General features: G+C 49.2%; 2 protein-coding genes. Both read left to right on the top strand.

Translation table 11 applies throughout. The annotated features are described in order from the left end of the window. Window positions 1-87 precede the first annotated feature (87 nt). Window positions 88-7689 (top strand): AAA family ATPase, encoded by a 7602-nt coding sequence (locus ACOMHB_RS22665; protein ID WP_448218319.1) that lies wholly within the window; start codon window positions 88-90, stop codon window positions 7687-7689. 316 nt (window positions 7690-8005) lie between these two features. Continuing rightward, window positions 8006-15532: an AAA family ATPase gene (locus ACOMHB_RS22660; protein WP_448218318.1), complete on the top strand. Its 7527-nt coding sequence runs from the start codon at window positions 8006-8008 to the stop codon at window positions 15530-15532. Window positions 15533-15617 lie beyond the last annotated feature (85 nt).

The following is a 15617-nucleotide window of genomic DNA, read 5'->3' as shown; positions in this document are numbered from 1 at the left end:
AAATGGAACTTTCATCCAATCTCAAGGTCAAACAACTGTACAGTTTCAAAACACTCCTTCAAAGGAAAGCAGTAGAGGAGATTGGCTATGGATGGTCAGATCAATGGAAAAACAAACAACCCTGTTTTTAAGACTGAAAAGCCTGATGGCGGCATACTACCCAAAAGAGCAAAGCTGGATTTAAAACCAGAGATTGCAGAGGTCACTGGTGTAACTGCCAGACTCAATATATCGCCAACTTCGAGAGGCCTGCCTGACAAAACGAGAATCGTATCCGCAATGGATTCGTCGCTCCAAAAGTCTACTCACGCCTTCGATTTTCGTTTTGTCGCCAGTAATGATCAGGTGCGACAGCTTTTAGTTGCCCAGACCCGCGATGAACATCGGGAAGTCACCCTTATTTCTCATCCCGATGACCTCTCACAGGCTAACCTGGTGAGCCGACTGAGCATTTCCGGTGATGGTCGCCACAGGCTGTATCCGGGCAAACTGTTTGAAGGTTCACAGCCATTTACCCTGGTAATAGATATCCGAAAGCTCGCCAGCGAAGCACTGCCAAAATTTAACGACCTGCTGGACCCCGATAACCCCTGTCTGTACGACAAAGTCAGCCGTAAGAAACGCCCCCTGGGCAAGCATGTTTCTCTATTGGTCGTGGCAGACCCTGCACAGTTGGCAGCAGTTGGCCGGTGTGAAGGCGCATTGGCGGCCGGCGCACCGGGTGCTGACTTCTGGCGGCGAATTAATCGACCGGGCAATTCCTGGCATTTCGATGCTCAGACCGGCAATGCCCGGGCAATAAACATCGACAGTGTTCCTCCGGTATTGGCTGAATTCTCTCCCGCTGAGAGCACCATGGATAACGACAATACCCTTGTTATTGACTGTCACCTGCACAGCCACTGGCGACAGTTGCTTCTGGGCGGCCCCGGAGTGGATGAAAAAGGGCGAATCCAGCACCTGCCCGGCAGACTTGAGTCATTAAAAGCCGGACAACGAGTGATTCTGAAAGGCGCCAACTGGGATGACCTGGCCTTTGAACAGACGATTCGACAGATGTTGGCGCAACAGAGCTTTGAGAGCAACGGCAAGATTTGTCAGTTACCCGACAATGTTCAGTTTTATCAGATGCCGGTAGGGAAGGACGAGCTTCATTCATTGTTCCAAAGCCTGTCTCACTCTTATAAAGAAGATGACAAAGGACTTGATAAAAAGCACGCACCACGAAACCCGATCATCATTAACGAGAATAATATCACGGATTGGCTGAGCCCCATTGCAATTGCTCCCGGAGGCTATGCCACCCCTAACACCTGTCTGTTGGAGCAAGTTCGGGCAGGTGGTACCGTCACCGTAACGTCTCCCCTCACTCAGGCAGAATGGTTTTGTTTACTGGGCTCACTGCAGACTATTCGCGAAACGACTGGTCTGGAGCCCCGACTTCAGGTGGCGCATTGGAAAAAGCAACCGAAAGCCCTGGGATTGACAGAAAACGATGAGCATCCTTTGCCCGGGAGCCATCAGTCACAGAAAAAAGTTAAAGATCATGCTGCTTTTAATACCTTCACTTATCAGCAACATGCTCAGGCAAGTCATTGGCTGAATAATCAGCGGGGAGAACCTCTGGTTATTCAGGTCAATGAACAAACCAGCTTCAGTGAGCTATTTGATAATATCCATATCACCTCGGAACAAAAGGCCCATTTTGGACGACTTCAGAGTAAATTGCAGGAGGCATTAATCGCTGGCACGCCGGTTGTTGTTCGGGGACTGGAGAGTAATCCAAGGCTTCAGCAGCTTCTGGAACCTCTGGTTGTGGGACAACCTCTGCTAGTGAATGGCCAATTGCAGGCCTACCCAAAAGCTCATGTCACAATACTCTGGCCTGATTCTGCAAAAAGCCCGTCTTCGGTATTTCGTGCAATGGTTGCCAGGAGTAAGCCGTGTCCCAAGGTTGATCTTTGGGGTATCTGCGCCTCCAGGCATGGTATCGCCCGAACCGAGGTGCCAGAACAAGCACTTGATAAACTTTACGAAGCGTTTAAAACCGTACCTGTTGGCCTTTGTAATGCTCTGCCTGAAATCACCGAAGGGTTGTTGAATAATCTGATACTGGCTGCCCGGCGGGCAAAACAGGTGGACCAGTCCCAACAGCTTTTACCCCGCCACTGGCGCAAAGCCATCAATAGCGTCATCACCCATGGCACCCGGCAAAATCCATCCGTGCGTGATTTTATGAAAGTGGCTTGTTGGCAATTGTTACCGGATAACACGCCGGATGCTCATCAGAAGCCGCAAGAGGGTCAGGCCGCCTCGGTAGACCCGGATCAGTTAACTGCCATCATCAACAGTGCCCGGCATTTGGATAGAGAGTTTGTGGAGCAGAACCTGTGGCCACTGGCCCGAGCCTTTGACCCGGCAGTATTTAAAGGTACCGAATTACAACTGTCCTATAAAAGTCCGTTTCCACAATCGGCTGACAAAAAAGCTCTGGACAGGCTCTGTGCCATGATCCTGGCCCATGCGCCTGAACAACAACGACAGACCATAGCCTATCAGTTGGAAGTCGATCCGAAGGCAACAGAGCAATATTCATCGTTAACCATCAGGCCAGAAAGACAGATCAAACGTTTGCAGGACGCACTGGCTTGCGGCTGGCATTTACCTTTGTCACAAGGGCAGATCCGATCCGATGCCATTCAGGCTCTGGCCACCGATTGTTTCCACATGGCCAGAACAGCGAATTCTGAGGCAGAGCGCATTGAACGTATTGAAAATCGACTGTCTGAATCACTGAAATGGCAGGGTTCCGCTGATATGCCCCTGTCAGCACTGGCCCGGGATCTTTATCACGGCAAGATAAGTCAGAAAGATCGTGAAAGTCGTCGATTGTCGCGACTTCATGACCGGCTTACGGACTCTCCCGTTATATTTCTGCAGGGAGAAACCGGCACCGGGAAAAGTTACTTTTCAGCAAAGATGGCAGAGGCTTCAGGACAGGCTAAGGTCATTTCCCTTGGACCTTCCGACAGCGAACAGACCCTGATGAAACGCTGGCAGTGGCGGGAGCAAACCGATGGCGACCGTTCTATGATGCAACAAAACCGGACTCTGATGGAATGGGCTACTATCCCACAGGACACAGATGGAGAATACATTACTCTGGTTCTGGATGAAGCCAACCTGGCTAAAACCGGATTACTGGCGTCATTGAACGGCTTATGGGAGCCAAAGCCTTGCATCTATGTCAATGGTCACCCTGTTCCGGTCAGCCCAAAACACCGGGTGATTCTCACCGGCAATTCGGATCATTACTCCGGGCGCCAGCTCGATCCGGCCCTGAAAGAGAAACTGCCCAGGGCTTATTACCCACGCCTGGATCAGGCTTTCCTTGAGGACAGGGTGGTGGAACCGGCTCTGGTCAATCATTTATCACAACGGCATCTGCCGGAGCAGCAAATAAACGACATTGCACACAGTGCCACCAAGAGCCTGATGGCTCTGTGGCAATATTATCAGGAGCTGTTGCCCGAGCATGAGTTTACCCCCAGGGATTTAACCGACATCTGTAGCTGGGTGGGTTGGTATATGGATCGTGCGTTGTCGGAAGGCGACAGTGTTAGCTGTGAGCAAGTGAACAGTTTGATCCAGCAAAGTTTTCGGGATGTACTGGGTCCCGAAATCAGCGAGACTCAACAGGATGCCCTTTCGGCACTGGAAATCTGGTTTGCTGCCCGTTACCACCCGGACAACACCCTGCGCGACAAAGTTCATAACTACACCCTGCCAGATATTCAGCGAGACTTCGAAGCATACACCAAAAAATTCCAACCTGAGTTTGATACCTCCGGATCGGCAGTCATTGAACTGGTGCAACGGCTGGGACAGGATTTAAGCCGCTCTCAGCAGGCTAATCATCACAACAGAAAACACGGTGGACGACAAGCGACGTTGATTGAAGGCCCAGCCGGGCGGGGTAAGGATGCCACGCTGAACCTGATGATTGAAAGTGTCAGACAGCAGGCCAGGCAACGGCAAGAATCCATACCAGAGGTTTATCTCCTGAATGCCTGTGATTGTTCCTGGGATAAAGTGTGTGAAGCGATCCAGAAAGCAAAAGTGGAAGGCGGCATCGTGGTGATTTCGGAGATGAATCTGATCGACAGCCAGCATCTGGAAGGTGAGTTAAACGATATTCTGGCCGGTGACGCCCATCCGGGTTTCCACCTGTTTGCCACCATCAACCCGCCTGAGTACAGCGGGCGAAAACCCTTATCACCGGCGCTGAAAGGACGTTTCAGACATTTGCCGATCCGCCAGTATAACTCGGCAGAATTGCAGAACATTGCCGGGAAAGTGTTGCCAGACTCCCCAAAAGGAAAATTCGTCGCTGCATGGCTGACTGAAAAACATTGTCGTTTAAGGGCCTGCTTGCAACGAAAAAACCTGCCGTTACAGCTCACCTGTCGCGATTTACAGAATGTCGCAATGGCTGTCAGAACAGGAGGCAATTTTAGCGAAAAAGCACTTCATCAATGCCTCAATCAGCACTACCGGCTTTACCTGATGGCTGCCAACCTGTCGCTGGAGGAACTGCCGAAGTCACCGGCTCTTGTCATGGGTAAAGGAGCACTTGATTCCGGACTTTGCAAATGGCTCAACGAAAGGGTATCGGGCATTAGTCGTCCATGGTTGATACGACGCAGTGATCGCAACAGTATTGATGAAAAACACCATGAGATTTGTTTCAAGGCTGGTCTGACTGGAAAAAAAACCAAAACAGAAATCATCAGGATGGTCGCTCAGTCACAATGGCAGGCATCCGGTCTTTCCCTGAATCCGGATCCGTCGGACAATGCTCTCACCCGGGCACTGTACCGACACTGGCAGCAAAGCTGGTTTGATCGTAAGTTTGACAAGACGGGCATTGACGCCAATAGCGTATTTCCCCTGACGGAAGAAGAGGAACAAACGCTAAAGTTACCCGCTTCCCAGCCTTGTCTTCAGGAAGCTGATCAGCGGATAAGCACATGGAACGCCAATGCAGCTCAACACGGGTCTGCGTTTTGGCAACAGATAAGTGATCTGCCCAACCAGCAGGTGAGCGATTATGCTAACAAAGCCTCAGCCATCAATGCTGACGAGGCTCATGAAAAATTCATCCAGGAACTCTCCGAGAAAGATTTCATAGGCCTGGAACGGGACACGGACTATGAGTGCGAGGAGAAGCCACGAATTAAGGATGAAATAGTTTTTAAAACTCAGCACCATCCTTCCCATATGTACCGTTGGCGGGCAAGTGATGTTTGTGTGTCTGACACGGGTAATATTAGAACGGTCGATATTAATGACCTGCACTTCCTGGGGGTCGAAACTCTCACACCTGACCCTTTACCAGGGCGTGATCAGGAAGTTATCTTAGCCAGCAATCAAACCCTGGCGACCCTCAAGATGTCATCAAAGGATGGTGAATATGAATTGCCCAGTCTGACGCCTAATGACTATATCGTGGCCCTGAGTATAGAACCCGATTTGCCATATACCCTGAAAAGAGACAAATATACCGGGCTTCACACGCTGTTTATTCCAAAGGCCAACGCTAAGGGGCAGCGTATTCAAATTTCTTATGTCGTAGAATCCAGAGAACCGGACTTGGAAGCATCGGCTAAAGAAGCTCGCTCAAAACGATCGATAAGGTTTCACACCCGCTGTTCAAAAGGGATGAAAAAAGTACTGAAAGGACTGTTTACGAACATTGACCAACAACCACCCGAAATACAGGAGCCTTTGCGGAAAATAGCAGACGCTCAAGACACGGCAGAACGCATTCAGGCAATCAAGGAGTATTGCCGGCAGTTTTCCGGGGTGACTAAACCAAAGCGCGGGGAGAATTTCTTTGAATTCCTGGTAACACAGCGGCAAGGGCGTTGTCGTCATCGTGCGCCTGTTTTTGTCGCTCTTTGCCGTTATTTCAAGATTCCATGTCGGCAAATGTTTAACAATACCCACGCCTTTGCCGAGTGTTCCGAGGATGGAGGCCAAACCTGGCTGTCAGTGGATTTGGGCGGAGCGCCCACAAAGAACACAAAAGTGATACCAAAATTTCAGCGCATCAGAACGTTGCAAAGTTCCAGTGCTGCGTTAAAAACAATTAAGAATCTCCTGGAAGGGGCAGATTTATCACAACAGCAAACGCTGGCCAAAGCCATGAATACGAGCCCCGAGAAACTGAGCAAATATTTTCTGACAAACAGTGCATTGCCAGAAAGCATTCCAAGCATTTTCGAGATAGTAAAAAAACTTTGGGGAGAAAAAAATTTAACCAGTTTTGCCATGGGTGTCTCATTGTTATCAGAGACAAAAGCGTTGAGCAATGACGAGATGAATTTGCTCGGTACTGTGACTCGCGACGATCAGGATGAGAACAGTAAAAGTCATAATGATAAACCGATGTCGAAGGCTCCGTTAAAACGCCTCATAGACGCGAGGTATGAATTCGATTCTGTGCAAGTCGACGATTGGGAATGGTACAGGAGGAATCGCGACTATGAACCGATGTCGGAGGCAGTCATACAAATCTTGCTCGACAATGATGAAGATAAGGTCACTGAACAACTCGAGTCATTGTACTCAAGAATGATTATTCAGGGCGGAGCAAATCCTAACAAGTGGTTGAGTTCAATGGTGTCTATATTGCGTCAGAGCGAACGGACCAAACCTTCGGTTATTCACTTTGCCCTTAAAGCCATGGAATCGGGTTGGCTGGATCCAGTGCCAGATTATCACAGCAATATTATCGATGCACGTGGACATCATGAGCTATTGGAAGCTCTGGAAGGCATCGATGAACTGAAGGTTAAAGCCACCCATTGTCTGAGAAAGTGGTATGACGCATTGTTGTCCGGGGAAAAACACGGTAGTGCGTGGCGTTTGAATTATGAACACTACCATAGGCAAAAACCTGATACCTTGTTCGTCACTCATTGCCATGACGGGTTTTCGTCATCCCTTGAAAATCAAATTGCCCATCATTCTATAGAAGACGTCTGGACGAACAATCCTGAGGGCATTCCGAATATAGAACGAATGCTGGTGCAACTGCCTGCTTTTCCACAGTTAAACTCGAGCAGGGATAAAGACCGTCCGGTGATTATAATCGGTTGCCCCGACTGGGGCGAAATTGCAATTAAGGAAAAGGTTCAAGCCCTGCTGCAACGAAAAGCAGAGAACAGGCCGGAGTTTAAGCAGATATTGGAAAAAGCCAATCAGACTCTGCCCCCCCTCAAGGTGTCGGGTGAGGAGAAAAAAATTCTTGATGACTTCACAAACAAATGCGAGCAAGCGATCAGACATGCCTTCAGTCATTATCTGTACGAAGTGACACAGTCAAAAGGCGGTCGCTTAACGTATTGTTGGCTTGACACTGTCATGCTTTCTCGCATGAACCATGACAGCAATAACTTTTGCTATGGCGCTCATGATCCATCCTCACCAGAAGAGCTGTTTGCCATGATGTCTGATATGAGTTGCTTTAGACAGAAAGAGAAACTTGTTAAGGACGCCTACTTGCAACAGGCACAAAACGCCAGTGACGCCCTGGTGCTGAGGTCCGATAAGTTGACAACCATTGCCGAAGAGTTTTTGAACAGCATGAACCTGAATTCGATGTCGGATTCATTGGGTATCTGATCATAAGTACCTGGCCAGTTGGTTTCGCATATTCTGGCGAGTGGATTTTTTCATCCTTCAAGGCGCAACGACGGGCGCGTAGCCATAGCTACGCAACCAGAGTTGGAACGCAGAAGGATGGAAAAAGCCGCCGTCCAGAATATGCGAAACCAACTGGTTAGGTACTTAGTCTGGTCACGAAGAGTTTTTAGAGGTCGTTGACTTCCTTCAATGTTACAGGCAACTGTCCAAATGGAACTTTAATCCTATTTTAAGGTCAAATAGTAATAGAGTTTCATAACACTCCTGCAAAGGAAAGCAGTAGAGGGGATTGACTATGGATGGTCAGATCAATGGAAAAACAAACAACCCTGTTTTTAAGGCTGAAAGGCCTGATGGCGGCATACCACCCAAAAGAGCAAAGCTGGATTTAAAACCAGAGATTGCAGAGGTCACTGGTGTAACTGCCAGACTCAATATATCGCCAACTTCGAGAGGCCTGCCTGACAAAACGAGAATCGTATCTGCAATGGATTCGTCGCTCCAAAAGTCTACTCATGCCTTCGATTTTCGTTTTGTCGCCAGTGATGACGAGGTTCGACAACTTCTGATTGCCAAGACCTGCGATAAACATCAGGATGTTACTGTTATTTCCCACCCCGACGACCTCTCACAGGCTAACCTGGTTAGCCGGTTGAGTATTTCCGAAGAGGGTCGCCACACTCTGCGTTCAGGCAAGCTCTTTGAAAGTTCACAGCCATTGACACTGGTGATAGATATTCGAAAACTCACCGGTGAAGAACTGCCAAAGTTTAACGATTTACTGGACCCGGATAACCCCTGCCTGTACGACAAAGTCAGCAACAAAAAACGTCCTTTGGGCGAGCATGTTTCGCTATTGGTGTTGGCAGACCCTGCACAGTTGGCATCAGTTGGCCGACGTGACAAGGCGTCGGGGGCCGAGGCACCCGGTGCTGATTTCTGGCGGCGAATTAATCGACCGGGCAATACCTGGCAGTTCAACGAAACGACCGGCAATGCCTCATTGATGGATATCGACGAGGTTCAGTTATTGGCTGAACTCCCCTCTGCCGAAAGTGCTATGGATGACGAAAATACCCTTCTTATTAACTGCCACTTGGACAGCAGCTGGCGGCAGTTATTGCTGGGTGGCCCCGGAGTGGATCAACAAGGGCGAATCCGACACATCCCCGGCAAGCTTGAGTCGTTAAAGGCCGGACAACGGGTGATTCTGAAAGGCGCCAATTGGCAGGATCTGGCCTTTGAACAGACGGTTCGACAGATGCTGGCGCAACAGTGTTTTGAGAGCAACGGGAAGATCTGTCCATTACCCGACGATGTTCAGTTTTATAAGATGCCGTTAGGCAATGAAGAGCTTCATACACTGTTCCAAAGTCTGTCTCACTCTGATAATGAAGAAGGTGACCAGGAACTTGATAAAGCCCATGCATCAGCAAACCCGATCATCATTAACCAGAGTAATATCAGGGAGTGGCTGAGCCCGATTGCCATTGCCCCGGAAGGCTATGCAATCCCTAATACCAGTCTGTTGGAACAAATTCGGGCAGGTGGTGCTGTCACCGTAACGTCCACCCTCACTGAGGCACACTGGTTTCATTTGCTGGGTTCACTGCAGACGATTCGCGAGACGACCGGCCTGGAGCCCCGACTTCAGGTGACTGATTCAAGACAGCAACCAAAAGCACTGGGATTGACAGAAAACAATGAACAGCCAATCACAGATCAAGCCACTTTTAATACCGTTACTTATCAGCAACATACCCAGACAAGTCATTGGCTAAATAATCAGCAGGAAGCCCCTTTGGTCATTCAGGTCAGCGAACAGACCGGCTTCAGCCAGCTCTTTGATAATATCCATATCACCTCGGAACAACAGGCGCATTTTGGACGACAGCCAAGTAAATTGCAGGAGGCATTGAGCACTGGCAAACCGGTTGTATTCCGTGGACTCGAGCATAACCCAAGGCTTCAGCAGCTTCTGGAGCCCCTGGTTATTGGGCAACCTTTGTTGGTGAACGGTCAATTACAAGCCTACCCACAGGCTTGTGTCACCTTACTCTGGCCTGAGTCTGCGAAAAGTCCTTCTCCGGTCTTGCATTCGCTGGTCGCCAAGGGTAAACCCTGTCCTGAGGTCGATCTCTGGGCTGTCAATGCCAACAGGCATGAAATCCCCCGGGCTGAACTGCCAGAACAAGCGCTTAATAAACTTTACCAGGCGTTTAAAACCGTACCTGCTCACCTTTGTAATCCTCTGCCTGAAATAACCACGGGTTTGTTGAATAACCTGATGCTGGCTGCCCGTCGGGCACAGCAGGTTGATCAGTCCCCGCAGCTCCTGCCCTGCCACTGGCGCAAGGCCATCAATAGCGTCATCACCCATGGCACTCGGCAGCATCCGCCCGTGCGTGATTTTATGAAAGTGGCTTGTTGGCAGTTATTGCCTGATGAGGATCAAACCGCTTCAATCGACCCGGACCGCTTAAATGCCACCATCAACAGTGCTCTGGCGTTGGATAGAAAGTTTGTGAAGCAGAACTTTTGGCAACTGGCCAGAGCCTTTGACCCGGTGATATTTGAGGACACCAAATTTGAAGGATTTCAACTGTCTTATGAACGTCCATCGCAACTGGATGATAAAGACAAAGATCTGAACAGGCTCTCTGCCATGATCCTGGCCCATGCGCCTGAAGCACAACGAGATGCAATGGCGTATCAGTTGGAAATCGATCCGGAGGAAGCAGAGCTCTGTCAATCGTTAGCCATCAGGCCAACCAGACAGATTAAACGTTTGCAAGACGCACTGGCTTCTGGCTGGCATTTACTATTGCCGCCCGGGCAGACCCGATCCGACGCCATTCACGATCTGGCTACCGATTGTTTTTATATTGCCGCAACAGCAAATTCCGACGCGACAGGCATTGAACATATAGAAAATCGACTGTCTGACTCACTGGAATGGAAAGGTTCCGTTGATAACCCCATGTCAGCACTGGCCCATGATCTTTATCACGGCGAGATGAGTCAGAAGGATCGCGAAAGTCGTCGATTATCGCGACTCCATGACCGGCTTACAGACTCTCCCGTTATCTTCCTGCAGGGGGAAACCGGCACCGGAAAAAGCTACTTTTCTGCCAAAATGGCGAAGGCTTCAGGGCAGGCTTCGGTGATCTCCCTTGGACCTTCTGACAGTGAACGGACCCTGATGAAACGCTGGCAGTGGCAACAACACCCTGACGGCGACCGCTCTATGGCGGAGCAAAACCGGGCATTGATGGAATGGGCCAAGACCGAATCCGACAAAGACGGAGAGTACATCACTTTAGTGCTGGATGAAGCCAACCTGGCCCAAGCCGGATTACTGGCATCATTGAACGGCTTATGGGAACCGCAACCCTGTATTTACGTGAATGGTCATCCTGTCAAGGTCAGCCCAAAACACCGGGTGATTCTCACCGGTAACCCGGATCATTATGCCGGGCGCCAGCTCGACCCGGCCCTGAAAGAGAAACTACCCAGAGCTTACTACCCACGTCTGGACCAGGCTTTTCTCATGGGCAGGGTGGTGGAACCGGCTCTGGTCAAGCATTTACAAGAGCATCTGACGGAGCATCAAATAAACGACATTACACGCAGTGCCAGCAAAAGTGTGATGGCGCTCTGGCAATATTATCAGGAACTCTTGCCCGACCATGAGTTTACCCCCAGAGATTTAACGGATATCTGCAGTTGGGTAGGTTGGTATCTGGATCGTGCTCAGCCCGCTTGCGGCAGTGTTACCTGTGGGCAAATAAACAGTTTGATACAACTCAGTTTTCGGGATGTACTGGGCCCTGAAATCACCGAAACACATCGGGATGCCCGGTCAGCACTGGAAATCTGGTTTGCTGCCCGTTACCAACCGGAGAACACCCTGAGCGACAGTCTTCGTATCAAGACCCTGTCAAATATGCAGCAGACCTTCAGTACAGTCACCAGAGAAATCCGACCAGATTTTGATACCTCCGGATCGGCAGTCCGTGAACTGGCGCAATGGCTTGGACAGGATTTAAGCCGCTGTCAGCAGGCTTATCATCGCAAGATAAAACACGGCGGCCGTCAGGCAACACTGATTGAAGGCCCGGCAGGACGGGGTAAAGATGCCACGCTGAGCCTGGTGATTGAAAGTGTCAGACAGGAGACTGAGCGACGGGGAGAATCCATGCCGGAAGTCTTTTACCTGAATGCCTGTGATTGTTCCTGGGACAAAGTGTGTGAAACGATCCAGAAGGCAAAAGTGGCAGGCGGCATTGTGGTGATTTCGGAAATGAATCTGATCGACAGCCAGCATCTGGAAGGTGAGTTAAACGATATTCTGGCCGGTGAAGCCCATCCGGGTTTCCACCTGTTTGCCACCATCAACCCGCCTGAATACAGCGGGCGCAAACCCTTATCACCGGCGCTGAAAGGGCGTTTCCGACATTTGCCCATCCGGCAGTACAACCCTGCAGAATTGCAGACCATTGCCGGGAAAGTATTGCCAGAGTCCTCAGAAGGGACATTCGTCGCCAAGATGCTAACAGAAAAACATTGTCTTTTAAGGGCTCAACTGCAAAGCAAAAAACTGCCATTACAACCGACCGGCCTTGATTTACAGAATGTCGCCAGGGCTGTTAACAGAGGGGGGGATTTGACCGAAAAAGCCGTTCATCAATGCCTCAATCAGCACTACCGCCTTTTTCTGATGGCCGCCAACATATCGCTGGAGCAACTGCCAGAGTCATCAGTTACTGCCATAGGTAAAAGTGAGTTTGATTCCGAACTTTGCGAATGGTTCAACCAAAGGGTATCGGGCATTGATCGTCCGTGGTCGATACGACGCAGTGATCGCAACACTATTGATGAAAAACACCATGAAATTCGTTATGCGGCTCGTCTGACTAAAGAGGAAACCAAACCAGAAATCATCAAGATGACAGCTCAGGCCAGGTGGCGGGCATCAGGTCTTTCACTGAAGCCGGATCAGTCGAACGGTATGATCACCCGGGCACTGTACCGACACTGGCAGCAACGCTGGTTTAATCATGAGTTTGGCCAGACAGGTGTGGACGCTAACAGCGTATTTCCCCTGACGAAAGAAGAGAAACAAACACTGAACATGCCAGCTAACCAATCTTATTTTCAGGAGGCTGACCAGCTGATACGCGAATGGAATTCCAATGCTGCTCAATGGTGCCCTGCGTTTTGGTATCGGATAAGTGGTCAGCTGAACCCTTGGGCAGAGGATTCTGAAAAATACCTGCCACACGTCCAGGAGAAACAGGCTCCGGCATTGGATCAGAGAACGAACCATGAGCCGCGACCTGGTAAAGAAACATTGACTATTGGTAATGATAAGGCTCCTGAAAAACACATTCTCAAAGTCGACACAAAAGGGTCTCGATTATTGGGCAGGGAAACGAACTATGAAAGCCTGGAGAAACCAGTACGTGCCGACTACAGAGTCTTTGAGCAGAGAAAGTCTCATATGTATCGCTGCCGGGCAGAGGATATTGATGTGTCAGCTAAGGGTGATATCGAACTGATCGACATTAGTGATAGACACATTGAGGGTTTCGAAACCCTTACACCTGAACGGTTACCAGGGCGTGACCAGCAATTGACATTAGCCAGCAATCAATCGCTGGGAACCCTTGAATGGTCATCGAAGAATGGTCAAGTTATATTGCCCAGTCTGACAGCTGACGACTATATCGTGGCCCTGCGTATAGAGCCCGATTGGCCATTCACGCTGATCAGGGACCAATATACCGGGCTTCACACACTGACTGTTCATGGGGTCACAGCCAAACAGAACATTAGAACGACTTATGTCGTAGAACACAGAGAGTCGGGCAATAAAACAGCTGCTAAACGAACCCGACCAGATGGATCAACACATTTGGACACCCGCTGTTCAGAAGGTATAAAAACAGTACTGGACAAACTGTTGGACCAACAACCCTCCGAAGTACATGAGTCTTTGCGGGCAATAAAAACCGCTAAAACCACGAAACAACGAATTATGGCAATCAAGGAGTATTGCCGACAGTTTTCCGGTGATGCCAAACCAATAAGCAAGGGCAATTTTTTTCATTTTCTGGTAACACAGCGGCAAGGGAGCTGTCGTCATCGTGTGGCTGTTTTTGTTGCTTTTTGCCGTTATTTTGGGATTCCATGTCGGCAAATGAATAGTCATATCCACAGCTATGCCGAGTATTCCGGGGATAAGGGCCAAACCTGGAAATCAGTGAGTTTGAGCGGGGCACCTGCACAGTTAAAAAAAGTCAGACCGTATTTCCAGCCCTTCATGAAGGGCGCTGATTCCAGCACCAGGTCCGGGAAAATTAAGGAACTCCTGAAAGATTTCCTTAAAGAGGCTGATTCGGCACAACAGCAAACTCTGGCTAAAGCCTGTCGCATGAGTCTGGAAGAACTGAACAAAGCCCTTGAGAGATACAGTGCATTGCCTGAAAACAATCTATTTTTTGCTGGAATAGTCGAGAGACTTTGGGATGAAAAAGGTCTAACCAGTTTTTCCATGGGGGTCTCATTGCTGGAGTCACTGGAGACAAAAGAATGGGGCCGTTACGAGAAGCGTTTGGTCGGAGGTAATTTATATCCGATATCATGGACAGTCAGACAACTATTGTCCAACAGTGATAAAGATCAGGTCACCGAACTACTCAAGTTATTGTACTCAAAAATGATTGTTCGGTGGGAAACAAGTCCTCTGATTTGGTTGAGTGTCATGGAGCAGATACTGAAATGCAGTGACTTGGCCAGGCCTTCGGTTATTCACTTTGCTCTTGAAGCAATGAAATCAGGTTGGCTGGACCCACAGCCGGAATACATTGAGCAGTTTATAAAGGCTGTTGATCACCATCAGCTATTGATAAATCTGGAACGCGTCGATGAACTGAAGATTGAAGCCGCTAATTGCCTGAAAAAGTGGTACAGGGAATTGTTGTCCAGAGAAAAAAATAGCCAGACCTGGCGTTTGGTTTTTCACAATTTCCAGAATAGAGAAAGTGATGCCATGTTGGTCACTCACTGTCATGGTGGGCTTTCGTCAACCCTTGAGGGTGACATCGCCAGCTCATCGTTAAACGCCGCCTGGACGGACAATCCTGAAGGCGTTCCGAATATAGAACGAATGCTGGTGCACCATCCCGCGTTTCCGAATTTAATCTCGGGCAAGGCGAGCCACCGGCCGGTGATTATCATGGGGCAGCCTTCCTGGCAAAACACGATGATTAATGAAAAGGTCGAAGCTCTGTTTCAACTAATCGTTGAGAACAGCCCAAACTTGAAGCAGATATTGGAAAAAATACATCAAAATAAGTCAGCGCAAACACCATTTGGCAATGCTCTGAAAGAATTGGATATTCACAATTATGATAAAAACTGCGACAAACCAGTAACCTCTCAGGCTCAAGATCTTTTGCCTTATCTAAAAGACAAATGCGAACGGGCAATTCTCCAGGCCTTCAGTCATTACCTGTATGGAATAACGCACTCGAAAGGCGGTTGCTTAACCTATTGTTGGGCCGACACTTCCAACAAAGGTTTCATGCTTAAGGAATATGGCACTCATGATCCATCCTCACCAGAAGAGCTGTATGCCATGATGATCACAATTGATAGCTCTCCCGGGTTTCTGAAATCTTTTCAGGACGCTCGCATAAGGGAGGCACACAACGCCAGTGATGCTCTGGTGCTGAAGTCCGATAAGCTGACAACCATTGCCGAAGAGTTTTTGAGCAGCGTAAACCTGAATTCGATGGCTGACTCATTGGATATCTGATCATAAGTTCCTGGCCAGTTGGTTTCGCATATTCTGGCGAGTGGATTTTTTCATCCTTCAAGGCGCAACGACGGGCGCGTAGCCA

Source organism: Endozoicomonas sp. 2B-B (genome assembly GCF_053470045.1).
This window is presented reverse-complemented; position numbering and strand designations above follow the sequence as displayed.